Origin of the sequence: Bradyrhizobium sp. 132 (genome assembly GCF_023074185.1) — a bacterium.
Classification (GTDB): Bacteria; Pseudomonadota; Alphaproteobacteria; order Rhizobiales; family Xanthobacteraceae; genus Bradyrhizobium.
Genome location: NZ_JADPKY010000092.1, coordinates 1 through 22,196 on the forward strand (window position 1 = coordinate 1; position 22,196 = coordinate 22,196).

A 22,196-nucleotide genomic window follows, 5' to 3' on the forward strand; every position below is an offset into this window, starting at 1 on the left:
CGCCGGCGGCGGCACCAGCTGCGACTGGCTCGAGAAGATCAGGCGCACCAGCTCGACGAAGCAGATGCCGAGCCCGAAGGTCACGAGCAGCTGATCCTCGTGGGGGCGGTGATAGAAATGGCGGATGATGACGCGTTCCATGACGACGCCGAGCAGCATCACGAACAGCGAGCCCGCGATGACGGCGAGAATGAACGACTCCGTGTACTGGTAGGCGACGAAGCCGGCATAGCCGCCGATCATGAACATCGCGCCGTGCGCGAGGTTCAGCACACCGAGCGTGCCGTAAATGATGGTCAGGCCGGAGCTGATCAGCGCGAGCAGGGCGCCGAGCGCGAGCCCGTTGAAAAGCTGTGAAACGAGGTTGGGCCAACTTATCATGCGACAATCGCTGCTGTGGCGCGCGATGGTGCGCGTCCAAAAAAGGTGACGCCGCAGGTCCAGAGTAAGGCCCACGGCGCCACAGGGGTTAGTTCGGCATCAGCTGTAGTCGCCGAGATGGCAGCCGAAAGCGTCAGGCTTCTGCATCAGGCCTTCACCCGGGACGATCTCGACGACGTCGTACCAGTCTTCCTTGTTCTTCATGTCCTTCTGCTGCTTGCCCTTGACGATAATCACGGGGCGGACACATTGGTGATCTTCGGGGCGGTAATGCACGTCGCCGACCAGCGAGGGGATGGTTTCGCCCTTCTCGTAGGCCTTGATCACGTCGGGCGGGCTGAAGCTGCCGGCCTGCTCGCACATGTGGGCCCAGTGCGCGAAGCTGACATAGGCGTTCTCGGCGCCCCATTCCGGCTTGTAACCGTACTTCTTCTCAAAGGCCTCGTTGAACATTTTCGCCAGCGGGAACTTGTCCTCGATGGTCCACCAATAGTCGGTGGCGGCGTAGACGCCCTGCATCAGACCCCCGGTCTCGCGCGCGATGAAAGGCACCTGGTACGGCACGACCAGTTTCATCTTGTCGAGCACGCCAAACTGCTTGGCCTGTTGTGTCGACAGTACCGCGTCGTGGCCCCAATTGACGTTGATCAGCACGTCGGCGCCGGAATTGGCGACGTTCAGCAGGTATGAGGAATAGTCGGGGGCGCCGAGCGGGGCGACCTGGTTGGTCACGGTGGTCCAGCCGGCGGTCGCCAGGAAGTCCTGCATCGACTTGGTAACGGTGTGGCCGTAGGTGTAGTCGGGCGTCAGATACGCCGCCTTCTTGCCCTTGCCGAACTCACGTACCATCACCGGGCCGATCGCTGCAGCAGCAGTCTGGCCGTAGAAGTTCTGGCGAAAGCCGTAGCGGACGCAATCCTTGCCGGTCGTGTCGTTCGAGCCGGAAATGCCGCACACGAAGATCACGTGCTCGCGCTGGGCGAGCTTGTTCAGCGCCACCGCAACGGCGCTCGACGTGCCGCCGGTGATCATGATCGCCTTGTTCTCGCTGATGAAGCGCTGCTGCGCCTGCACCGCCTCGTTCGGCTTGGCCGCGGAATCGGCGACGCCGAACTTCAGCTCCTTGCCGAGCACGCCCTTGCTGGTCTTGGGCGAGATCTTCTTGATCAGCTCGTGGCCTTCATTGATGTGCTCAATCGCGAGCTGGTAGCCCTTGAGCTCGTCCTCGCCCTGTACGGCATAGGTGCCGGTGCGCGGCACCGAGATGCCGATGAAGGCGGTGGAGCCCGAGACCCCCGCGGGGTAGGAGCCGATCGCCGGCTTGTCCTCGGCAAACGCCGGCATCCCCGGCAGAACCGCGCCACCGATGAGGCCCGCTGTGGTCTGGAGCAGGCCTCGGCGCGAAAGGCCGCGGCGGATGAGATCGTCAGTCATGGTCGTTTCCTCCGAACATCGTTCTTGTTTGCAGGCAAAACACAACCTGTCCGGTGGCAACCGGCCTTGAGGGCCTGCCCGCGCCGGGCACGTCAGATCCGCGTGTAGCTCTTGGACGTAAGCATTGCTTGTGAACACCTTCTGTCAATTTCGTCTTTGGTCGAACGACGAAAATTATCACGTGAAAACCTATCGGCTCACGATATATATTAGTCTTTGTGAGTACGAGGCTGGCGAGCTTGGCGGGAGAAATGGCGCGGCGAACGACAGTGGCGGGTACCCGGAAGCGACGGTCATGGCCGCAAAGTGCGGAGCGGCAGGAGCCGGCGTGGTCGGTGGAAGAGGTGAACGGGCAGTGGGCGACACCGCAGTCTGGCGATGCCTCGCGCATGCCCGATCCGCGCAATCGACCGACCGGTGAGCGGAGACCGACAGTCGGCTCTGTTCAGGCGAAGCGTGTGCCGGGGCCGATGAAGCGGCTAAGCGTGCGTGCCCAGAACGTCCTGAAGGAGCTCGCAGTCGAGCTCAACGGCGAGCAGCCGCCGAGGGACAATTGGTCGCCGTCGCGCGAGTTGCTGCGGGCGCTCACGGCCGAGCGTCTCGCGACGGCGCGCAATTGCGGGCCGCATACGATGCGGGAGATCGTGGAATGGGCGCAGGGCTGCGGCGTGACCATCAAGCCGGTAATCCCGCCGGGCGGTTCGCTGTCGCAGATGTGGAGCGAGCTGATCGCCAATGCCTCGGCAGGCAACCTGACCAGCGCCGAGATCGCCGGCGCGCTGCAGCGGTCGATCAGACGGAAAAGTGTTCGCATCCCGATCGCGTTTCAGATCATCCTGGTGAAGATCCTGCTGTCGAGCTTCGAATAGGCGGCGCGATAGCTGTGCATCCGGAATTCCTGCTGCTTGGTCCGGGCGCTCCTGCTTGGTAGCTTTGGCTAACGGCCAGGTTGCCGGGTGGAAGCACGGAGCGGCATGGCATGGTTCAGGTGAAGAAGGCGCAACGGGCGACTGCGGCGAGGTCTGCGCGGTCCTCAGCCACCCACACGATGCATGACTCCGACTATGCTGCGCTGGCGCAGTTCCGGTACCAAATCCGGAGCTTTCTGGCCTTCAGCGAGGCAGCCGCAGCAAAGCAGGGATTGACGCCGACGCAGCATCAGGCGCTGCTTGGGATCAAGGGCTTCGTGCGCCCGGGTCCAGCGACAGTCGGTAATGTTGCGCGCTTTCTGCTGATCCGTCCTCACTCGGCGGTTGAATTGATCAATCGTTTGGCCAAGCTTGGGCTAGTAAACCGGGTTGCCGACCCGCAGGATGCCAGACGTGTGCACCTCAAACTGACCGGGAGAGGTGAACAGAAACTGCGGGCACTATCGCAGAAAAATCTTCAGGAGCTCCGCCGTGCCGCGAGCCTGGCACTCAATCGCCTGCTGAGGTCGTTTCGGCACTCTGGCGGGCCGAATTCCAACGGCTAAGCCCGCGAGGCCAACTCTACTCCGGCTTCACTGATGCCTGGGATTGCCGGCATGGGCCACGCATCCGCCTCCTGGACGATGGCTTCCAACCCACGCCGTGACTGATTGCATTTTGGGCCGTTTGGAGGGCCGTCTCTATGTCTCGAAAGGCGACTATCTGGTGAGCATGCCTGAAATCAGGGCCGCAGCGCCGAGGCCAATGAACGACAAGATCATTGGAGGATACAGAACCAGCGCTGCTTCAAAGCGCAGGAACTTCGGTTGCTCGCCGGTCCGATTGGGAAGCCCAATGAAGATCAGGATGCCTGCTACCGCAAGCATAGCAGCTCCAATCAGGATGTTCATATTCGCCTTCCTCCACATCACGGAGCAAAAAGTCGCAAGCACGAGAGTGCGACCGAGCTGTTCGTTTTGGAAAGAGCGGACAGTACGCTTTCGTACCGATTTTCTTGGAAGACCGCTTTTGAAGAGATCTCGCTCAGATCGGCTTCACGCCGTGACGGGCCTTAGCGGCCAGACCAAGAACCCGCTCGCGGGTGCGACTTCTCGCTGCGTCCACTAGCATCGCGCCCGCCCAGCGATAGACGTTATGTTCCTTCACCTGCTGCCGCATGAGCTTCATGCGCTCGGCCTGCTCCTCCGCCGGCATAGTAAGTGCAAGCTCGATCGCCGATGCCATTTCTCCAATGTCATAGGGATTGACAATGAGAGCCTCGGACAATTCTCGTGACGCCCCAGTGAAGCTCGATAAGATAAGGACCCCAGCATCGTCCTCTCGCGAGCTAACGAACTCCTTTGCGACAAGGTTCATTCCATCGTGCAGGCTGCTGACGATGCAGACATCGGCTCCTCTAAACAGCCGGAACACATCTGACGGCTCGTAGTGCCGCGCGACCAAGTGCATCACGGGTTGGCGACCGTGGTGCCGCTCGTTTATTTCGGCAGCAAGCACTTCCGCTTCCGCCTGGAGCTTCGAGTATGAGCTGAGTTTGCTGCGTGTCGGCGCTGCAACCTGGATGAATGCAAGCCGATCTGTCCAGGCCGGATCTCGCGCCAAAAGCGCGTCTACGGCCCGCATGCGATCAAGAATGCCTTTGGTGTAATCGAATCGTTCAACGCCTACGATCAGCCTCGTATTCTCCGCCAATCCGAACTGGGCAAGGATGCTAGATCGGCATTCCCCGGGAGGTGGTAGCTTTTCCAGTTCTCTTGGCGGCCACTCGATAGAGATTGGATAAGCACGTATTCTGGTCTCATGTCTTCCAAGGCTGACCGCTTGCACTTCGCGATCGATCCTGCTCTCCACGAAGCGATCCACACCCTCGATGAAGTTGTTGCAGTGAAACTGGGTATGAAATCCAACAATGGTGCTGCCGAGCAATCCTTCGATAATCTCCGCCTTCCATGGGCAGATGCTGAATGTTTCCGCATTCGGCCATGGAATGTGCCAGAAGGTTATGATCGTCGCCCTCGGCAGGCGCTCACGGATCATTCTTGGAGCAAGCGCGAAGTGATAGTCCTGGACCAGCACAATGGGGTCCTCGGTCCGCGCCTCGGCAACGACTGCATCGGCAAAGCGCTGGTTGATCTGCCGATACATCTGCCAGTCGCTGGACCTGAACGTAGGGCGCACGAAAACGATATGGCACAAGGGCCAGAGCCCCTCGTTGGCAAAACCGTAATAATATCCGTCCTGTTCCTCCTCGGAGATCCAGATGCGCCGAAGCGTGTAGGCCGGACTTGCCTCGGGCACGCGGATCCTATCGTTGTCGTCGACCGTCTCCCGATCGGCGCTGCCGCTGCCGTGTGCGATCCAAGTGCCACCGCAGGCACGCATGATCGGCTCCAGGGCCGAGACCAATCCACTCGCCGGCCGCTGCACCACAGTCCCCGCTTCCGAAGTGTTGTGAATGTAGGGCTCCCGATTGGAAAGGACGAGAACTTCGGCCCCCGGGAGGACGCTTTGCAGCACCTCCTGAAGCGATTTTGGCGTCCACTCGATCTGGCGTGTAAACGTAACTTGTTCGGCGCTACGCAACAGCTTGTGAATTTCTCGATCAATAGACGAGCCACCGAGTCGGAGTGGCACTCCCTGAGCACCTCGACGGACCTCTTCGACCGCGCGTCGCAACGCCTTCATCCAGCCGCGCATCATGAGGACGGCGAAAATGATCGTGCCAACGGTCAGGACCAGAACGACGCCGGCAAGCGCTGCAAGCAGATACGCCAGCACCTGGCTAGACCTGGCCGCCGCGAAGCTGAGGTCGGTTAGAATGACGAGGTAGGAACGACCTCGGCTACTCGAGATCGGAAACGCAGCTACAAGAATTCGTCGCCCCCCGCTGGCGATGCTTGCGAAACTGTCGTTCTCGGATTTGGCCGACTTTTCGCAGGAGAAGCTCGCCGGCATCTCCGGTGTTGGCGCGAGCAACGAGCCTCCCGGATCACAAAATCCAACCGCGAGAATCTTCTTGTCAAGCGCCACTCTCTTGAAAAGGTCCGAGAGCCGGTCCCACGCCTGGTCTTCCACATCACGACTAAGCAACGGCTGGATGGCGTTGAAGACCAGCTTGGATCTGGCTTCAACATCGCTGCGCGACCATTGCTGTACGATTCCTCCGGTAAATGGCGAGATACCGAACGCCACGACTGCGGCTACCGCCAGGCCGAAAATGCCATAGCGGAAGAACTCCTTGTACGATATCGGGGTCACTCTGGAGCTACGCCGGCTGGATGGAGATGATTGTTCGAGCCGTCGAGCAGACGCAGCCCTCGCAGCGAATTTGGACACTCTGCCGATTTCGTAAGCAATAATACGCGAACATGCACCAAAGGACGGCGGCTCCTAGGTCGGATTGGCGAGCCGCTTCCCCTTCTCAAAGCCCGTACGCTGGTTGTTGCAGGCGAGACAAATCGCGCGTGCCACTTGCGTGCCGTGGATTGCCAGCCGTTCATGCCGATGCGGCGTCTTTTCCTCGCAAGACAGGCAGTATGCTTGCGGAAACACATTGAGTGTCGTTTGACCCGATTTGCTGATCATGAAAGCCCCCTGCGCAATATCCTTCCGAGGTCGCCCGCGAGCAAGCGGCAGCGGGGCAGATCGGCTGTCTATTGTACGGAAGTGTACCGTGTTTCGTCAGGTAGCAAGCTGTGCGCGCTCCGCTCAAGATCACTCCTGTCCCACACAGCAGCCCACCAAGGTCCGGGTGAATTGGCGCGCGGCGGAGCTGGGACCCCAGCGTTCCTCGGCTGGGGTCCGCCTCTCCTGACGGCATGACCTGTCCAAGGTATCATCGTTCAAAGCGCGAAAGCGGTTGTTCGTGCACAGCATTTTTGCAAGTCAGCGCCTCTTGAATTCGTGCGTCACTTGCGATTCTTCGGCAGCGCGTTCTTCCCGACAATCGAAAGTGCGATCAGACCGAATGTGATCAGGCGCGGGATGAAGTAGACCGGCTCGCTCGCATTCGTCACTTGCACCACCGCCAGGACAAATCTCGCAACGGCGTCGATCACAAAAGCAGCGGCAAAGAACAGGAAAAAGGTGTCGCCCGTCTTACGCCAAAACTTCAGGAAATATATGCTCGCCAGGAGCGATGCGAATGCCGTCGCACCTGAAAGAACGGGATTCAAATGGTCCATCACTCGGCCTCCCAGATCATGCCTATAAGCAGGACCGTCATGGCGAACAGGCCGATCGACAGACGCACGGCGGAGAGATCAACTTGAGGAAACACGATCTTATCGATCCACAGAGCAGCATTTTCGAAAGTCAGACCCGCGAAGCAGACCGCGCTCCAGAGGAGCAATCTAGACCTGTTATCGATAAATGCCCGAACGAGCAGCCAGGCACAAAAGCCGCTCGTGATCGCGCAAAGCGTGTAAATCACCGCAGCCATGACTAATCCTTTCGAATCCTGAAGGCGTCTGAAAATGCCTGGATACGGTGTGGGCTGTTGTGGATGATATGTGTGATCGGGATCAGATGCCGCGAATACGCCAAGGCCAAGCTATCGACCACAGCCCGCAATTCGGGCCGCGGCGCAAACGCATAGATCCCTGCCTCGCCGTCCAGGAAGCCATCCCTCCCGAGGGACGCGAGAGCATCGGCCGTCTCGGTCTTGCCCGCGTAAAGGCGTGCAGCGAGCGTTTCTGCGTCAAAACGCTCGCCCGGCCGCTTATGGAAGAACAAAAGGGCTTCGAGCTGCGCCACAGAGCGAATGTAGCGCCGGACAAGCTCCTCTACCTGTTCCGGCAGTGCTTCATCGGACATCGTCGACCTCAGCCAGCGGCACGCAAGCTGATCGATTCAATGCGGAAATTCAAGGCTGCTTTTCCTGCTACTAAACCTAAGCCGACCGGATCAAAGACAACTGGAAGCGGCGGCGTCATCTCCGATGACACCGCCGATAAGCATGCTGGAAATACAGACCGAAATCGGCTCAGTACTTGAATTCGGGCATCTTCTTCAGCTGATCCTTGTTGGCGTTCAGCACCACGTGGTCCGGATACCAATTGTCGCTTCGCTGGGCCGACGTTGATGCACTTCCCGTTGTGCTCGTAGAACTGGTCGTGCCGGCCTTTCCAGCGCCATCGTTGGACGCCGTCTTTACCGGTTCCTTGGCGAATTTGAGCTGATCGAACGCCACGGCGACGTTGTGCTCACCCATCCCAAGAAATCCTCCCACTCCGATCACCACGTTGGCAACCCGCCCGCTGGCATCCAGAATCAGATCGTTGATATCGCCGATCTTCTCGTTGCTGTTGTTATAGACGTTCACACCAACGAGTTTCGATGCACGCCATTCGCCTTCCTTGTGCATGGAGGCGGTCGAGGCAGCCGGCTGCATGTTGGGCGCGGCGGTCGTCGCGTTGTTGTGGGGTGACTGCGCCATGGCCGGCGTAGCCAGCAGCATCGCGGAGGCAAGAATGCAAACTGATGTCTTCATGACGATTGCTCCTAGTTCTGTTTGATCATCGTCAACTCATCGCACGCCCGCAAGTTTCGTTTCCTGCATGCGAAGGTACGCTGCCGCACGAGACTTATCCCACCAGCTTGAGACGGCCGCGCATCTTCTGACGAAGCATTGCACGTGTCACGGAAGGGTTACATATGATGAACTCGACCATAGCGATAATGTCGTCCCTGGTACGATTGCAGCAAGGGTTCTCGTAAACGGCAAGAAGCCTTTGGGCCTCCTCCAAGGCTCCCACCAGAACTTCGGTATCGGTTCGGATCCGGCTTTCTTGCGATGACATCTCCGCCTCTATCGCTTCAAGAATATCTGGACTCTGTTCGCTGCCGGACACTTGACATAACGCAGTCGGGAATCGCGTTCACGAATATGCAATGCGGAGGGGCGGCACCGCACAAGGACGGTTGTGGGCTGCCAGGATGATACCCTGACAATCGCAAGACATCGCTTTCAGCCTGGCTTCGTCCGTGACAACGATCCCTGCCCTGCGACATCCAATCACCCCGTCGCGCACCATACTCCCGAGAGCGACCGTAACGCCGGCGCGCCGGACCGCGAGAGCGTTGGCTATGTAACTATGCGTGAAAAGTACCTCGCGAGATCCGAGCCTGTCGCTGGCAACCAGGAGCCACCGCGCGAGGCGCTGGTGCAGCGTGTGCCTGGAGTTGCAGGCTGATAGTTGCGAACTGTGAATTAGGATCGCCTGAACATAGCCTAAAAGCATCTTTTCAAGCTCGACGTCGCTCTTGATCAAAGCAATCAGCTGATCGGACTGGATCCGACTCGCTTGACCCGGCACTCTCACGCTGCAGCGGTGCGGCGACACTTGCATGCCCAGGACCAACGGCACGCCGACGAAATCCTTCATCCCGAGCGTATGGATCTCTACCGGCAGGCAGTCGCCCGCACGGGTCGTGACAGAACACCCGCCGGACTCGATGAAGTACGCGTAGCGAAGAGGAGTGCCGCGATCGTAGAGAATTTGTCCTTTGTTCAGAGACACTGTCTCGCAGCTTTCGAGCAACCGGCACTGCGATGAGGCCGACAGTCGGGAGACGAGTTCGTTGCGGCTAGTGCCGCAGAAGGGCTCGTCAAGGCCGAGCCGCTTCGGGTTGAATTGGTTTTCGATCAACCGCAGCGGCGATGAAGAATGTTCCATGTCAAGCCCAATTCTAGACCGCTACAATGATTGCCTGTACGATGGGATGTATCGAGCGATCCTGGGAGTCAGGGTGACCGATAGTACCGTCGGGAAAAACCTGACAAGAACCAGAAACATCGAGAAAGTGCCAGACGTGGGCGTTTTGCTGTCTCATTTGATACCCACCCGCATGGAGGCGCCCACCTCAATCTCCCGGCGCGCAGCCCGCCGCCCCTTGATCCTCGTCTTCATCGCGGCAGCGATGCCTCTTGCGCTTTTCGCGGGTTGGGTCGTTTTCCTGAACGCCCAGCAGCAGCGCAGGGGTTCTCAGGCTGCCGCCGTGGAGACGCTCGATAGCGTCGTCAACCGGCTTGCCTCCGAGATCAGTCTCCAGCTCGAGATCGTCGAGACCGTCGCGGCTTCCGCAACACTCGACAAGCCGGACCTCGACGCGTTCTATCGAGAAGCGACGCGTATCAACGAAGCACGTCCTCTTTGGCAGACGATTCAGCTCGTCGATCCCGAGGGAAATCAGGTGCTTGACGTTAGCCGGCCACTTGGAGATGGGATCCGCGCCACCGTCGACCGCGAGAATTTCGAACAGATCCTGAAGACGAGAAAGCCTGCAATTGGCGGAATAGGGCCGCGTGGTCCCGTCACCGGCAAACGCGTGGTAGCCGTCAGGGCGCCTGTTGAGCGCGATGGGCAGCTGAAGTTTGTCCTCACGGCGGCCCTGGTGCCCGATGCAATAAGCCAGATTTTGAAGAGCGCAGGAGCTCCGGCCGGCTGGGTCGGATTCGTGGTCGATGCCAAGGGCAACATCGTCGCCCGCACCTTTGGTGAACAATCCGAGCTCGGGCAATCTGCCAGCGCCACAGTCCGCCAAGCGATAGCGTCTGCGCCAGAAGGGAGCTACATCAAAACCACGCCTGATGGTGATCAAGTCGACTCGATCTATAAACTCATCCCCGGCACCAGCGGATGGTCCGTCCATTTCGGAATACCGACGCAGGAACTCAACGGGCCCGTCCAGCGCTCGGCCATTTTTCTTGCCGGGGGTGCAATCCTGAGCTTCGTCCTGGCTCTGACTTTGGCCTGGTACACGATCCGCGACATCTCGCTGCGCCGGCGTGAGCAAGAGGCGCAGGCCGCATTGGCACTCAGGGCAAGTGAAGAGCGACGGAGGCTGACGATCGATGCCGCAGATCTCGGCGTGTTCAGCTGTGACTTTGCGAGCAGAGAAGCGATCGTGTCGCCCCGCGCCCGGGAGATGCTCCGGATAAACGGTTCGCGCTCGGAAGGAGATACGATCCTTCCGATAGATCGGATACTGAGCAGTATTGATCCCGCCGACCAGCGGAAGTTTGAGGCTTCCTTGCTGAGTTGCCGTTCGGGAAACGTGACGATTGCTGATTTCCGGACCGCTCCCCCTCAGAGCCGGTGGCTGCGGGCCAGCGGACGGCTGTCTCGCATCGATGATAAAAACCTTGACGTCGTATATGGCGTCATTCTCGATATCGACGAGACCAAGAGAGCCGAGCTGGAACGACAGCAACTGCTGCGACGCCTTTCCGAGGCGGAAGAAAATGAACGCCGCAGAATCGCAAGGGAGCTTCACGATCAAATCGGCCAGACGGTCACAGGTCTCCTTCTCGGTCTAAAGAATCTGGAGCCGCTTCTGGGCACGAGCCCCAAACGCAAGCTCGGATTGGAGAGGCTCAATTGGCTGCAGGGACTCGCGAGAGGGATTGGGCGCGATATCCATCAAATCGCCTCTGACTTGCGCCCGACCGCCCTTGATGACCTGGGCCTTTACAAGGCGCTGGAGGCATTCTGCGCGGAGATCCGGCGCCGGTTCGGGATTAGCGTTGATTTTCAGCCGCTGGGCAGAAGAGATCGTCTCGGCCAGGACGTCGAAATCGCGGTTTACCGCGCCGTCCAGGAGGCCGTGAACAACGTGGTCAAACACGCGCAAGCTCGAAACGTCAGCGTGGTCATCGACCGACGCACAGCTGAGCTTAGGATAGTCGTCGAAGACGATGGGAACGGCTTCGACTTTCAGGAATTCTCGCAGGGTGAGAGCCGCCACGCAAAATTGGGCTTGTCTGTCATCGAGGAGCGCCTCACGCTGCTCGGCGGATCTTTGGCGATTGAATCTGAACCCGGCCACGGCACCTCTCTCTTCATGAGAATACCGGTGCCAATGGAGGAGATGGGCTATGTGCCCGATCCGGATCACGTTGACTGACGATCATCCGCTTGTTCTGGCCGGAATGAAGGCGTTGCTTCAGGACGTGCAGGACATTGAGATCGTCGGGGAAGCAACGGATGGACAGACCGCGCTAGACATCATTCGCCAGGCCACACCGGACATTGCCATCCTGGACATTTCACTTCCGGGTATCAGTGGCCTCGAAGTTGCTCGCACCCTAGCGACGCAGCTTCCTCAGGTTCGTCTGCTGGCGCTGACCGTGCACGAGGATCACGCCTACGTTCAGCCTATGCTGCAAGCGGGAGCTCGCGGCTATCTGCTGAAGCGCTCTGCGGCCGACGAGCTCGAGCGCGCAGTTCGCGCGATTGCTGGAGGTGGATTGTATCTGGATCCCGCAATAGCGGAGAAAGCACTTCCATCTGCGCAGGGCGTCCATTCGTCTTCCGGCGCTTCCACGGCCGGCGAGCTGACACCGCGCGAGAGTGAGGTTCTCAGATTCATTGCACAAGGCTTCAGCAACAAGGAAATTGCCAATCAGCTAAGCATCAGCATCAAGACCGTCGAAACTTACAAGGCCAGGGCGGTCGAAAAGCTCGGACTGTTCACGCGTGCCGACATCGTGCGCTACGGCGTGGCCCTTGGCTGGTTGGGCCATTCGGGAAAGAGTGCCGATCAAGTTTGAGCGGGAAGTAGGTGGGCCAAACGGCCCTGCGCGCGGCATGCGGACGTCAGGATTATCCCGACAGGCCCCGCTCATCTCCTGACTGCCCGATGGGACGCCGTCCAATATCTTCCATGAAGCGGACGAGAGAACCAACGCGAATCGCCGGCCGAACGGCTTTTGCACTCCGCACCTTTTTGGACGGATCAGTGTTGTTTGGAGGCATATATGAGAAATGTACTTTTCCGAGGACGTGCCCGTCGTCGGCTCTTTGCACAGTATGAGAAACTGCCCGAGCTCGCGACTCGGACGAACTCGCGGCTAGATGCCCGCCCGGCTAGAACCGCGGGCATTTGCCTCGCTTGCGTCTACATCACCTGTCTTCTGTTCTCGGCGTACGCGATTGCTTGATGGCAACAGGCGTGTGGCAACCGACAGAATCACGAAGTTGGATTCATTGTCCCGATCCCTTGCAGGAACTCGTTCGATTATGGATACAGTCGTGGCTCTCCTGGTCCTCGGTATGTTGTTCACGGCTCTTTGTTTTGCGGCGCTGGAGATCGCGGCACGTCGATTTTACCGGACTTTTGGGCGTCAGCTTCCGATGTAATGTGCGACGCACCCATCTCACTGCGCGATGAAGATTGCTGTTATGCAAGGTGAGGGCCGCCTCGATCGACGGCCCTTCAAGTTTGCGTTTATCGGCAGACACGCACGTGCTTGACGAAACGCCGACCATGATAGCCGCGTGTGACTATGGTTCGCACGGTGCAGACCCTCCGATGATGATGATAGTGATAGCCGGCCTGCATCGTCTCGGATGTTGCCACTGCGCCGACCGGTGGCGCCATCATCGCATTGGCAGGAACCAAGAACTGAGTGCCTGCAAGCAGAGCAGCGGCCGCAAATCCATAGGCGATTTTCTTCATAGTTTTTCCTTGTCGTAAACCCCCTCCGCACTTCTATGTCGTTGCAATGAATGCGGAGTGAACGACGATAGTTCAATCGTCGTCGCGATCTTTCGCCGCAGATATGCAGAAATGGATAGCTGACTCCGTCGCGGAGACGGGTTGGGATTGAGGCGCATCCTAATCCGCTTACATGTCCCGCAGGAACTGCCGAAGTCGCTTTTGATTATTCACGTCTCAAAAGTCGCCATCTCGAACGCACTGCCCTCATTGGAGTAGAGCGAACAGCGGCCTTAACGGAAGGGAGTGAACAGGCACTCTCGCCAGGACACAAGGGAGCCTGCCGTGCTTTCGCTGATGGATATTGCTGCCGTTCTGCTTACATTGTCTGCCGTCTTCGGCTGGCTCAATCACAAGTTCCTGCCGCTCTCCCGCAGCGTAGGTCTTCTCGTGATGAGCGTCCTGACGTCACTGCTCCTGATCGGCTTGGATGCGGCGTTTCCGAAGATTCAACTACTAGACCAGCTTGCCAATGGGCTCCGGCAGATCGACTTTGCCGAAGTCGTGGTGAATGGGATGCTTGCATTTCTGCTGTTCGCCGGCGCGTTGCACGTAGATCTGGACACACTCAGAAGCCGCGCCATTCCGGTATTTATTCTGGCCGTCCTCGGCACCTCAATTTCAACCGTCCTCGTAGGCCTGATGTTCTGGTTCATCTGCGGCCTTTTAAACCTACCCGTATCGTTGGCTTGGGCATTCGTGTTCGGCGCACTGATCAGCCCGACTGACCCCGTTGCTGTCCTGAGTACGCTTCGCAACACCGAAGTGCCGAAAGAGCTGCAGATCGAGACGGAAGGCGAGGCATTGTTCAACGACGGCGTCGGGATTGTTCTGTTCACGATCATGCTTCGCTTTGCGAGCACCGGAGACGGCGCTCAGGTTTCGGCCGCCGATGTCACTGAGTTACTCGTTCGCGAAGCTGGTGGCGGAATAGTGCTGGGCTTGTTGACTGGTTATGTTGCGTATCGCGCGATGCGGCTCATCGACGACTACGCCATCGAGGTGCTGATCTCCCTTGCCCTCGTCACCGGAACCTACGCACTTGCGCTGCAATTGCACGTCAGTGGCCCGCTCTCCATGGTCGCCGCGGGCCTCCTCATCGGCGACCGAGGACCGCGATATGCGATGAGTGAGCGGACACAAGGATATCTCTTCGCGCTCTGGACCCTCATCGACGAAATTCTCAACTCGGTCCTTTTTCTGCTCATCGGGCTGGAGACCTTGATACTGCGCTTCGATCCTCGCAGCCTCGGTCTGGCGGCAGCGACGGTGCCAGTCGTTCTCTTCGCCCGCTTTGTTTCTGTTTCGGTTCAACCATTTCTGTTCGGATGGACTCGGCTGCTCTCCTTGCGCAACGCGCCCTTTCTCACCTGGGCCGGCGTCCGAGGCGGAATTTCAGTTGCACTAGCCCTGTCCATGCCGGATAGCCCGGCCAAGGCCGCAATGCTCGCCTCAACCTATGGGGTCGTCCTGTTCAGCATCATCATTCAAGGCTCGACTCTAGGCTGGGTGGCAAAGCGGACCGTCGGACAATAAGTCTCGTCTCGAACTGTCGCTGAAGCGCGGGGCGACAAGCGCTCACTCTAACCGGTTCAATCCTCATAGCTGTCGATGACCGCATCTGCGATCACGCGTTTGGTCAGGACGCCGACGATATCCTTAACGCGCGGGCGCGAGGCAGAGCGGACAACGATTGCCGCGCCGGCCCGATGGCGCTTCAACCTGGCAAACACCAAGCTCAAAAGGTCCTGATCGCGGCAAATGACCATCCGCCGCTCGACGAATTGCTCGACGATGAGAGCTGGATTCGATTGCGACTCCGCCCATAAGCCGGAACGTGGTGGGATCAGCCCGACAATCCGGCCTTCGCGCTCAACCACGATAGGAAGTGCATCGTCGATATCTTCCGCAGCCATGGCCTGTTCTAGTGTCGTTCCTACTCCGGCGACGATAAAGCGCGTTTCCATGATGTCCTGGGCCTGCTTCACCAGATAGAGGTTGATATGCCGCTCCTTTGGAATGCGGTGACCGCGGTGGCGCAGCTTGACCGTGTAGATCGTCTCGTTGACGAGTGCACGCCTGACGCCTGCCGCCAACGCCACCGCAACGATCACCGGAACGATGATTGCGTAGTCGCGCGTCATTTCGAAGACCATCACGATCGCCGTCATGACGCCGCCCGTACCTGCACCGACCATTGCCGCCATTCCAATGATCGCGGCCGAAGATGGCGTCAGCCCTGAATGAGGCAGGATTGAATTGGTTGCGGCGGCAAAGGCGGCCCCGAGGGTGGCGCCAAGGTAAAGCGATGGCGAGAATATCCCACCCGACGCCCCACAGCCGAGACTGACCGTCGTTGCCAACAGCTTCAGCACAAACAGCAGCACCAGTAATCCCGCCCCCGTCATGTTGTGGTCCAGTATCTCCTGAATGACGGAATAGCCAACGCCGTCGACGTAGGAGTGACCAAAGGCATGCGTGAGCACCACCATCATCAGGCCGATTGACGACATGCCGATGATATTCTGAACATACTCGTTGCCAGACAGCTTCGGAAACCCGTCTTCCATGAAGACGAGCAGACGGATGAACGCCCAAGCTGCCGCTCCAGACAACAGGCCGAGCAGGACGAATGCGAGAGCTTCCTGCGCATTGAAGGATGCGACCATGCTGAATTGCATATTCGGAACCGAAAAGGCCGGGTCCGGACCGATCAGGATGCGCCCGATCGTGGTCGCAGCCCCCGTGGCCACGACGACTGGAAGGAATGTCCGGTTTGAAACTTCCGGCAGAAGAATTTCCAGAGCAAACAGCACGCCGCCCAGCGGAGTATTGAAGGTTGCGGCAATGCCCGCGCCCGCGCCCGCGGACAGCAGCGTGATCCTCTGCCGGGTGGAAAGCCCGATGAATTGGGCAAAGGCTGAGCCCAGGGCTGAGCCAATCTGAATGATGGGCCCCTCCCGTCCGACGGCCGCGCCGCTTCCGATCGATATTGCGGATGCGAGCGCCTTTATCAAAGCTACCGAACCCCGAATTTTCCCGCGCTTGTAGAATATGGCGTCCATCACTTCGGGTACGCCATGGCCCTTTGCTTCTGGAGCGAACCGCCTGACGAGAAACACGACGATGAGGCCGCAGATCACAGGCGCAAGAAGAACAAAGTCGCCGAAAGGACTGGGGCCCTCACTGACGTTTGCGTCGTAAACGACGCTCAGCCTGCCATTGTAAGACAAGTTGTGCACGAGGCCGATCAGCGCGCGAAAGCCGACGGCGCCAAGTCCGGTCATGACGCCAATCACCAAGGCGAGCGCGCAAAGCACGAGAAGGCTGACCTTCCGCTCTTCAGCAAACGGCTTGATACTGCTGCCGATCAGGGCTTTTCGCGTGCCGTACGTCAGGACCGAGGGCATTTGACCACTATTGCGCACAGACAACGATATGAACTCTGGTTCCGAAAGGCGGTTCCTGCCGAGAGGCATGGCGACAATCCGCGCCCATCGAGCCTGCACGTCACCGCCATTGGACGCCCTTAGTGGTTCTCCGTCGGTTCATGGTGCCGCCCAACGGTAGTCAGGAAGTTCCAGTTCGTCGGCGATGTCTCGCCCAATTGCGAGCCTCGCCAGCCCCGATATCGAGAAACTTCTGACCACGATGTTGCGAAAGAGCACTCCCACACGCGTTCTCGGAGCCAGCGCCCCGGCAAAGCGCTCCGCACCCCGCTGTTTCCGGCCTATATAGCTCTTCAGCCGCGCCTCGTATCCGGCAAACGCCTCGGAATATCGTCCACCGACCATGGCGAGTTCGCCTGCCAACACATAAGCTGAAATCATCGCCAGCGCCGATCCCTGCCCCGCCAGGAGCGAGACGCAGAAAGCGGCATCACCAATGAGCGCCACCCGACCTCGTGACCAGTTCGGCATCCTGATCTGACTGACGGTGTCGAAATAGAGTTCACCGGCGCGCTCCAGTTCGGCAAGCATCTGATCGCACTCCCAGCCATCTCCGCCATAGATTTCACGAAGGAGCGCCTTTTGCGAGGCCGGCGTTTCCGGCAACACTGAGCGATGCTCGGCAAATACCAAGAGAAACAAGGTACGGTCATCACGCAGCGTGAAGCGGCCTACCATACGGCCCGGCTGACCGTAGATCAGATACACATCCTCGTCGCGCGGTCGATAGCCGTGAGCTTCGAAGGCGGCCACGATATACCCCAGACGCCGCTCGAACTGAGCCTGCGGACCAAAGACCAGATCGCGCACGGCTGAATGCAGGCCGTCTGCCCCGACGAGAAGGTCGAACCTGCGCCTGCCGCCGTGCTTCAGCTTGACTTCAACGCAATCTGGTTTCTCTTCAACGAGAATGATCTCGTCTCCGAAAATGGCTTCAACGCCGCTGATCTGTTCGAACAGCATGCGCGAGAGGTCACTGCGCTGAAGAGTAACGTATTGTCCATTCGTCAACTCGGAGAAGACGTCGGTACCAAAGCCGGCCAGCGGATGGCCAGCTTCATCTACGATCCGAAACTCTTGGGCGTGGTACCCGTCGCGATTGATCTCCGGCATCAATCCCATCCGTTCGGCGATGATGTAGCCGAGCCCCCAGAAATCGATGACATAGCCTCCGCTCCGTAGAGCGGAGGCGCGCTCGAGGAGCGTCGGCTGGAAGCCGGCTGCTTTCAACCAATAGGCAAGCGTGGGCCCGGCAATTCCAACCCCGGAGATCAGAACAGTGTTCATGCCATCTTCTCAGAAACGAACGACGATCGGCAACACGACGCCCGAGCTCGCTCTGGTGCCTCGGCGGTCTTCGAACGAGATTTTTTGCTCGGGTACAAGAACATTTGGGGTTGCGACAGAGTATTACATTCATCGCGATACGATCGCCCCGATGATGTTCCGAGTAGTCTCGCCCGCGCAACTTCAATGTCGAGCTTCGGAATCTGGACTGTTCCGACAAAGGAGATGAATTGGAAGACAAGTTGACTGTTCATGTCCGGCATATCGAGCGCACCCTTCGTGTAGGCACAATAGCTCTATTTCTCGCCCTCTCGGTCTGGCTGCTTCGCGACATACTGTTGCTCTTGTTCAGCGCCGTCGTCATCGCTTGCGTTCTGCGGGGCGCCAGCGACGCCGTCCGTCGCGTAACGCGCCTCGGGCCATACACGTCTTTGATCTCCGTCATTCTGGTCACAGGCCTCGCACTCGGTGCGCTGCTGTGGTGGCGCGGCAACGCGATCTTCGACCAAGCCAACGAGATCAGCCAGCAACTGAGAACCCAACTGGCACGGATCTGGGGCGAACTGCAAAATAGCTCGTGGGGCTCCATTTTGGCTCAACAGTTGCAGATCGCCGGAAAGTCTCTGCGCGCCGGCCTGACCGGCTACGTCACAGGTGTCGTGGGCTCCGTTCTTGGCATTGGTGGCACTCTTGTCGTTACGGCGGCGACAGCAGTATTCCTCGCTGCGTCGCCCCAATTATATCTCGAAGGCGCGCTTCGTCTGCTTCCAATGGATTGGCGCCCTCGCGGCCGCGAAGTTGCCGGAGAGCTCGGTGCTACGCTTAGGCTCTGGTTTCTCGGGCAACTCGTCGACATGCTGATCGTGGGCGTGCTGCTCGGATTGGGCCTTCTCCTCATTGGCTCGCCTTTGCCACTATCACTGGCCCTACTGGCGGCCCTTCTGAATTTCGTACCATACATCGGGGCACTTGCAGGAGCAGTGCCGGCGATCCTTGTGGCTCTGGCACAGTCTCCTGCCCTTGCCGCTTGGGTCGCGCTCTTGTTTTTGACGATCCAGTTATTGGAGGGAAATGTCATCGCACCATGGATTCAGAAACGAACGGTCTCGCTGCCGCCCGCACTTACAATCCTTTCCCAAACCGTTCTCGGCACTCTCTTCGGTTTGATCGGGTTGATCGTTGCTACGCCTTTGATCGCTGTCCTGCTCGTTGCCGTCCGCATGATCTATGTTGAAGCGTTCCTGGAGCGCGAGAGTAGACCGGCTTCCCTTGTTGAAGAACACCACTAAAAGAGCGGAGGCTGTGTAGTTTGTACGGTGTCGTACAATCGCGACTCCGGCCGGGCACTCGGCGCGACAAAGTGTCCCGAACTCTTGACGCGAGAAACCAACATAGCAGGCTCAAGTTGAGACCGCATTCTGAAGCTAGAGGAGCCACAGATGCGGAGACTTACACTTGCCCTTTCTCTTACCGGCCTCATCGCGATTTCTCCCGTCGGCAGTACCCAAGCTGCACCTTTGACCGCGCTCTCGGCTGCCGCGAGCCCGACGCAGCACACGTCGGCAGTGCAGGATAATCTCACCCAGATTCGCTGGCATGGCGGCTGGGGGATCGGCGCCGGCCTGCTGGCAGGAGCCTTGATCGGCTCCGCCATTGCGACCCCCTACTATGAGGAATATCCGCCATACTATGGATACAGATACCCCTACGGCTACCGTGGGTACTATCCGGCTTACGCCTATACACCTTACTGGGGTGGCTATGGTTCGGGGCCGCGACCATACGCCTGGGGCCCGAGCCCCTGGCGCTATAGCTACGGCTGGTCCGCGCCGAGGCCGTGGGGATATACGGTCCGGCGCACGCACCCCTGGCGTCATAGCTACGGCTGGGCGCCGCGGCAGTATCGGCACCACCATCACGGCGTGATCCGTGCGCACCATCGGTGGTGACGCTGCGCCTGTAGCACAGTGCCCGGCGCATTCAGCCAGTGGAGAAGCGCGCCGGGCGACCACGAACATTTCGTTGGAGAAGCTGCTAGATCGCGAAATTGCTGCAAAGACGAGAAGCGTGCGTCCCATCACGGTAATTCTTCGATGCGCATGTCTGTCGACGTCGGGACAGAACCACCGAACGCAGAACAGGATGTCCGTCAGCCATTCGAAAGACTTCGAGAGGGCAATCACGGTGCAAGATTGGCTGTGTTGACGTCTTGCTTCCGAGTGACGTGCGTACCTACGGCTCGCTCCGCCGAGTATCAAAGCTCGTGCTTCCACAATGCGGGCATTTCGGAATCTTGTGTCCTTTTGTGACGTGAGTGGCCTGATGACATCGCTCACACCTGAAGTCTCCAGTCTCTTGGGCTGTCTCACCTGCATGCGCCGCCATGATACTACTCCCTGCTGAGCGCGGGCGCCCCGTTTGGTCAAAGGGTCGCGAGCGGAAAGAGTTGCTAATTGTGTTCGGGGTCGTCAAAGCAACACCCTCAACCGATCGGAGCTTGCCCCTACATGCGTTCTTTGACGCCTGCCTCTACAAGCCACCAATTCACTGGGTAGCTCGTGAAAAATCCCGCGATCATCGCAATCTGCATCATGAACCAAAACTCTGGCATCGATGGCTCGAGCCTCACCCCGAAGAGATTCCTGAAGATCGCGAACTGCGCGATTGCCATAAAGCCGTACATACCGATCTGCCAGGCAGTCAGTGAGAGAGTGTCTGCCTTCACGGCCTGAACGATTCCTGCGCCCGGTGACAAGTCGCGCATCGGTTTGATCGTGAAGTACTGAAATGCGACGCCGAGCACGAAGGCGAACAGGTAATCCACCACCCAGATGGAGAACATCTTCTCTGAAAAAAGGCTTTTCCATCCGGCCCAGATCGCAATCACCGGAAACGCAAGCACAAGGGTTTCAGCGATGATGTCCCCGAGCGTACATCCGGCTCCGCAGTGCATGGCACCTTTTGCCACCATGACAGGGAAAGGAGTGCCCTTCTTGCTATCGGAGTGCTCATTTATCTCAGCCGCATCACGCGCTGCAAGCCGCCCAAATTGGTAGTACATCCACAAGGTCAGTACGGTGCCGAACAGACCGTTGACTGGCCAGACGACATTCATGATCCACATGCGCTGTGGATGCCGGATCAGGTCGATCGCGATTACCATCGCGCAGACAAGTCCGACGGCCAGACTAGCCAGCGCCATATCTCTAAGCCAAATTGGAATCATGGCTCCTCCGTTGCTCGGAGAAGCAAACGTTCTGAAGATCGCTTTCGTTCAACTCGAGCCTTGGAGTTGGGCAGGATCAAGAGCTTTATCGCGAGCGAGCTCTCTGCAGAAGTCGTATTCGACGTTCAACCCCGCAGACGGCGGCCGATCTGCCGATCATACTCGCGCTGTATCAATCCAGAGCACGAACAGGCCAAATGCTCCAGCTGAGCCCGGTCGACCAGAGATATCGCGGCTCGAGCGTTGCGGATTATTCCGTCCTGCTCGAATGCCTCAAGACACTTGCTTACGCTCGCCCGCCGGATCCCGATTAGCTGGGCCAAAACGGCGTGCGTGATCGGCAACTCGCTGGTATCCGTTGCGTTCGCCGCCACGAGCAGCCAGCGGGCAAGCCGCTGCTTGACCGAATGGAGCGAATTGCACGCTCCTACCTGGGAAGTCTGAAACAAGACAAGGTTGACGTAACGAAGGATCAGCTCGCGAAGGACCACCAATTCATCGAGCGCCGCAAGGAAGGCCACCACCGGAATTCGCAGGGCCGTTCCGCCCACCTGAACGACCCGACGGTGCGGCGGCATCGGATCGTCCGGCGCTAATATGCAGGGAGAGCCAATCATTCCCTCGGACCCGACCAGCCAAGCTTCCACAAAGCGTCCGGCCTCAACCTTCGCGGAAACCGATACGAGCCCGTTTGCAAGGAAGTAGACGTGCTCCATCGGCAAGCGCCAATGGTGCAGGACCTGACGGGGCTTGAGCTCAACGTCGGTCCCGATTGAATGAAGAACTGCCACCTCCGGCTCTGGAATGCAGCGCAACAGCTTGTTTCGTACAGCCAAGTGTCGAGAAAGATCGTTTGGCGCAATCGGCCTCAAAGCCGGGCCCGTCGCTTGGCCGTCGCGCATTTTCGCTACTCCCCGCAATCCCGTGGGCGATCAAGCCCGTCACGGGTCTAAGGAGGGTAAAGCTGTCGGGGCCGTCTGCGGTTCCTAG

Annotated in this window: 22 protein-coding genes; 7 read left to right on the plus strand and 15 right to left on the minus strand. The window is 58.9% G+C overall.

Annotated elements, in window-relative coordinates; translation table 11 throughout:
* Together IVA74_RS15520 and IVA74_RS15525 are read right to left on the minus strand one after the other, a co-directional pair.
* The coding region (locus IVA74_RS15520; protein ID WP_247345220.1) for a branched-chain amino acid ABC transporter permease at positions 1-381 on the minus strand (381 nt) is incomplete at its 3' end.
* A gap of 99 nt (positions 382-480) precedes the next feature.
* Positions 481-1,815, minus strand: coding sequence for a substrate-binding protein (locus IVA74_RS15525; protein ID WP_247345223.1), 1,335 nt, complete (start codon positions 1,813-1,815; stop codon positions 481-483).
* 269 nt (positions 1,816-2,084) lie between these two features.
* Here IVA74_RS15525 and IVA74_RS15530 point away from each other — a divergent pair, with 269 nt between their 5' ends.
* Together IVA74_RS15530 and IVA74_RS15535 are read left to right on the plus strand one after the other, a co-directional pair.
* Positions 2,085-2,684, plus strand: a complete 600-nt coding sequence (locus tag IVA74_RS15530) for a hypothetical protein (RefSeq protein WP_247345225.1) — start codon at positions 2,085-2,087, stop codon at positions 2,682-2,684.
* Between the two features lie 110 nt (positions 2,685-2,794).
* A complete protein-coding gene (locus IVA74_RS15535; RefSeq protein ID WP_247345229.1) occupies positions 2,795-3,289 on the plus strand; it encodes a MarR family transcriptional regulator in 495 nt (164 codons plus the stop codon).
* Positions 3,290-3,442: 153 nt separating this feature from the next.
* Here the strand turns inward: IVA74_RS15535 and IVA74_RS15540 are convergent, their stop codons facing one another.
* The 8 genes from IVA74_RS15540 to IVA74_RS15575 all read right to left on the minus strand — a co-directional run bounded on the left by IVA74_RS15540 (position 3,443) and on the right by IVA74_RS15575 (position 9,421).
* Complete coding sequence (locus tag IVA74_RS15540) at positions 3,443-3,634, minus strand: hypothetical protein (RefSeq protein ID WP_247345233.1); 192 nt, start codon at positions 3,632-3,634, stop codon at positions 3,443-3,445.
* A gap of 133 nt (positions 3,635-3,767) precedes the next feature.
* The gene (locus tag IVA74_RS15545) at positions 3,768-6,002 is read right to left on the minus strand and encodes a trehalose-6-phosphate synthase (RefSeq protein ID WP_247345236.1); all 2,235 of its coding nucleotides are present in this window, start codon (positions 6,000-6,002) and stop codon (positions 3,768-3,770) included.
* A 132-nt stretch (positions 6,003-6,134) separates the two neighbouring features.
* On the minus strand, positions 6,135-6,329 hold the full coding sequence (locus IVA74_RS15550; protein ID WP_247345239.1) for a hypothetical protein: 195 nt from the start codon (positions 6,327-6,329) through the stop codon (positions 6,135-6,137).
* 323 nt (positions 6,330-6,652) lie between these two features.
* A complete protein-coding gene (locus IVA74_RS15555) occupies positions 6,653-6,928 on the minus strand; it encodes a DUF5985 family protein (RefSeq protein ID WP_247345243.1) in 276 nt (91 codons plus the stop codon).
* A complete protein-coding gene (locus IVA74_RS15560; RefSeq protein ID WP_247345246.1) occupies positions 6,928-7,185 on the minus strand; it encodes a DUF5985 family protein in 258 nt (85 codons plus the stop codon). The genes IVA74_RS15555 and IVA74_RS15560 overlap by 1 nt, the downstream gene beginning before the upstream one ends.
* Positions 7,186-7,187: 2 nt before the next feature.
* Complete coding sequence (locus IVA74_RS15565) at positions 7,188-7,559, minus strand: hypothetical protein (RefSeq protein WP_247345249.1); 372 nt, start codon at positions 7,557-7,559, stop codon at positions 7,188-7,190.
* Between the two features lie 169 nt (positions 7,560-7,728).
* Positions 7,729-8,235: a PRC-barrel domain-containing protein gene (locus IVA74_RS15570; RefSeq protein ID WP_247345256.1), complete on the minus strand. Its 507-nt coding sequence runs from the start codon at positions 8,233-8,235 to the stop codon at positions 7,729-7,731.
* A gap of 388 nt (positions 8,236-8,623) precedes the next feature.
* On the minus strand, positions 8,624-9,421 hold the full coding sequence (locus IVA74_RS15575) for a Crp/Fnr family transcriptional regulator (RefSeq protein WP_247345259.1): 798 nt from the start codon (positions 9,419-9,421) through the stop codon (positions 8,624-8,626).
* A 73-nt stretch (positions 9,422-9,494) separates the two neighbouring features.
* Between IVA74_RS15575 and IVA74_RS15580 the strand changes: the two genes are divergently transcribed.
* Both IVA74_RS15580 and IVA74_RS15585 read left to right on the plus strand, forming a co-directional pair.
* Positions 9,495-11,651: an ATP-binding protein gene (locus IVA74_RS15580; protein ID WP_247345261.1), complete on the plus strand. Its 2,157-nt coding sequence runs from the start codon at positions 9,495-9,497 to the stop codon at positions 11,649-11,651.
* Positions 11,623-12,297 carry a response regulator transcription factor gene (locus tag IVA74_RS15585; protein ID WP_247345263.1) on the plus strand — a complete coding sequence of 225 codons (675 nt, stop codon included), beginning with the start codon at positions 11,623-11,625 and terminating at the stop codon, positions 12,295-12,297. The genes IVA74_RS15580 and IVA74_RS15585 overlap by 29 nt, the downstream gene beginning before the upstream one ends.
* Positions 12,298-12,974: 677 nt before the next feature.
* On the opposite strand, the gene IVA74_RS15590 is transcribed toward IVA74_RS15585, so the two are convergent.
* Complete coding sequence (locus IVA74_RS15590) at positions 12,975-13,205, minus strand: hypothetical protein (protein WP_247345265.1); 231 nt, start codon at positions 13,203-13,205, stop codon at positions 12,975-12,977.
* Between the two features lie 324 nt (positions 13,206-13,529).
* Here IVA74_RS15590 and IVA74_RS15595 point away from each other — a divergent pair, with 324 nt between their 5' ends.
* Positions 13,530-14,780, plus strand: a complete 1,251-nt coding sequence (locus tag IVA74_RS15595) for a sodium:proton antiporter (protein WP_247345268.1) — start codon at positions 13,530-13,532, stop codon at positions 14,778-14,780.
* Positions 14,781-14,836: 56 nt separating this feature from the next.
* Here IVA74_RS15595 and IVA74_RS15600 read toward each other — a convergent pair whose 3' ends face one another.
* Together IVA74_RS15600 and IVA74_RS15605 are read right to left on the minus strand one after the other, a co-directional pair.
* Entirely contained in the window at positions 14,837-16,654 is a 1,818-nt protein-coding gene (locus IVA74_RS15600; protein WP_247345272.1) for a chloride channel protein, read from the minus strand.
* A 138-nt stretch (positions 16,655-16,792) separates the two neighbouring features.
* Positions 16,793-17,980, minus strand: a complete 1,188-nt coding sequence (locus IVA74_RS15605) for an FAD-binding domain (protein WP_247345275.1) — start codon at positions 17,978-17,980, stop codon at positions 16,793-16,795.
* A 230-nt stretch (positions 17,981-18,210) separates the two neighbouring features.
* On the opposite strand from IVA74_RS15605, the gene IVA74_RS15610 reads away from it, so the two are divergent.
* The gene (locus IVA74_RS15610) at positions 18,211-19,269 is read left to right on the plus strand and encodes an AI-2E family transporter (RefSeq protein ID WP_247345278.1); all 1,059 of its coding nucleotides are present in this window, start codon (positions 18,211-18,213) and stop codon (positions 19,267-19,269) included.
* A gap of 150 nt (positions 19,270-19,419) precedes the next feature.
* The gene (locus IVA74_RS15615; RefSeq protein ID WP_247345280.1) at positions 19,420-19,929 is read left to right on the plus strand and encodes a hypothetical protein; all 510 of its coding nucleotides are present in this window, start codon (positions 19,420-19,422) and stop codon (positions 19,927-19,929) included.
* A gap of 554 nt (positions 19,930-20,483) precedes the next feature.
* Here the strand turns inward: IVA74_RS15615 and IVA74_RS15620 are convergent.
* On the minus strand, positions 20,484-21,206 hold the full coding sequence (locus tag IVA74_RS15620; protein ID WP_247345283.1) for a DUF4396 domain-containing protein: 723 nt from the start codon (positions 21,204-21,206) through the stop codon (positions 20,484-20,486).
* A 125-nt stretch (positions 21,207-21,331) separates the two neighbouring features.
* Positions 21,332-22,108, minus strand: coding sequence for a Crp/Fnr family transcriptional regulator (locus tag IVA74_RS15625; protein WP_247345285.1), 777 nt, complete (start codon positions 22,106-22,108; stop codon positions 21,332-21,334).
* Positions 22,109-22,196: the final 88 nt, after the last annotated feature.

Excerpts from the sequence above, each read along its gene's own strand:
- IVA74_RS15525 (WP_247345223.1), bottom strand. The coding sequence starts at position 1,815 with ATGACTGACGATCTCATCCGCCGCGGCCTTTCGCGCCGAGGCCTGCTC.
- IVA74_RS15590 (WP_247345265.1), bottom strand. The coding sequence starts at position 13,205 with ATGAAGAAAATCGCCTATGGATTTGCGGCCGCTGCTCTGCTTGCAGGC.
- IVA74_RS15585 (WP_247345263.1), top strand. The coding sequence starts at position 11,623 with ATGTGCCCGATCCGGATCACGTTGACTGACGATCATCCGCTTGTTCTG.
- IVA74_RS15555 (WP_247345243.1), bottom strand. The coding sequence starts at position 6,928 with ATGGACCATTTGAATCCCGTTCTTTCAGGTGCGACGGCATTCGCATCG.
- IVA74_RS15535 (WP_247345229.1), top strand. The coding sequence starts at position 2,795 with ATGGTTCAGGTGAAGAAGGCGCAACGGGCGACTGCGGCGAGGTCTGCG.
- IVA74_RS15565 (WP_247345249.1), bottom strand. The coding sequence starts at position 7,559 with ATGTCCGATGAAGCACTGCCGGAACAGGTAGAGGAGCTTGTCCGGCGC.
- IVA74_RS15570 (WP_247345256.1), bottom strand. The coding sequence starts at position 8,235 with ATGAAGACATCAGTTTGCATTCTTGCCTCCGCGATGCTGCTGGCTACG.
- IVA74_RS15625 (WP_247345285.1), bottom strand. The coding sequence starts at position 22,108 with ATGCGCGACGGCCAAGCGACGGGCCCGGCTTTGAGGCCGATTGCGCCA.
- IVA74_RS15540 (WP_247345233.1), bottom strand. The coding sequence starts at position 3,634 with ATGAACATCCTGATTGGAGCTGCTATGCTTGCGGTAGCAGGCATCCTG.
- IVA74_RS15560 (WP_247345246.1), bottom strand. The coding sequence starts at position 7,185 with ATGGCTGCGGTGATTTACACGCTTTGCGCGATCACGAGCGGCTTTTGT.
- IVA74_RS15600 (WP_247345272.1), bottom strand. The coding sequence starts at position 16,654 with ATGCCCTCGGTCCTGACGTACGGCACGCGAAAAGCCCTGATCGGCAGC.
- IVA74_RS15550 (WP_247345239.1), bottom strand. The coding sequence starts at position 6,329 with ATGATCAGCAAATCGGGTCAAACGACACTCAATGTGTTTCCGCAAGCA.
- IVA74_RS15605 (WP_247345275.1), bottom strand. The coding sequence starts at position 17,980 with ATGAACACTGTTCTGATCTCCGGGGTTGGAATTGCCGGGCCCACGCTT.
- IVA74_RS15615 (WP_247345280.1), top strand. The coding sequence starts at position 19,420 with ATGCGGAGACTTACACTTGCCCTTTCTCTTACCGGCCTCATCGCGATT.
- IVA74_RS15620 (WP_247345283.1), bottom strand. The coding sequence starts at position 21,206 with ATGATTCCAATTTGGCTTAGAGATATGGCGCTGGCTAGTCTGGCCGTC.
- IVA74_RS15575 (WP_247345259.1), bottom strand. The coding sequence starts at position 9,421 with ATGGAACATTCTTCATCGCCGCTGCGGTTGATCGAAAACCAATTCAAC.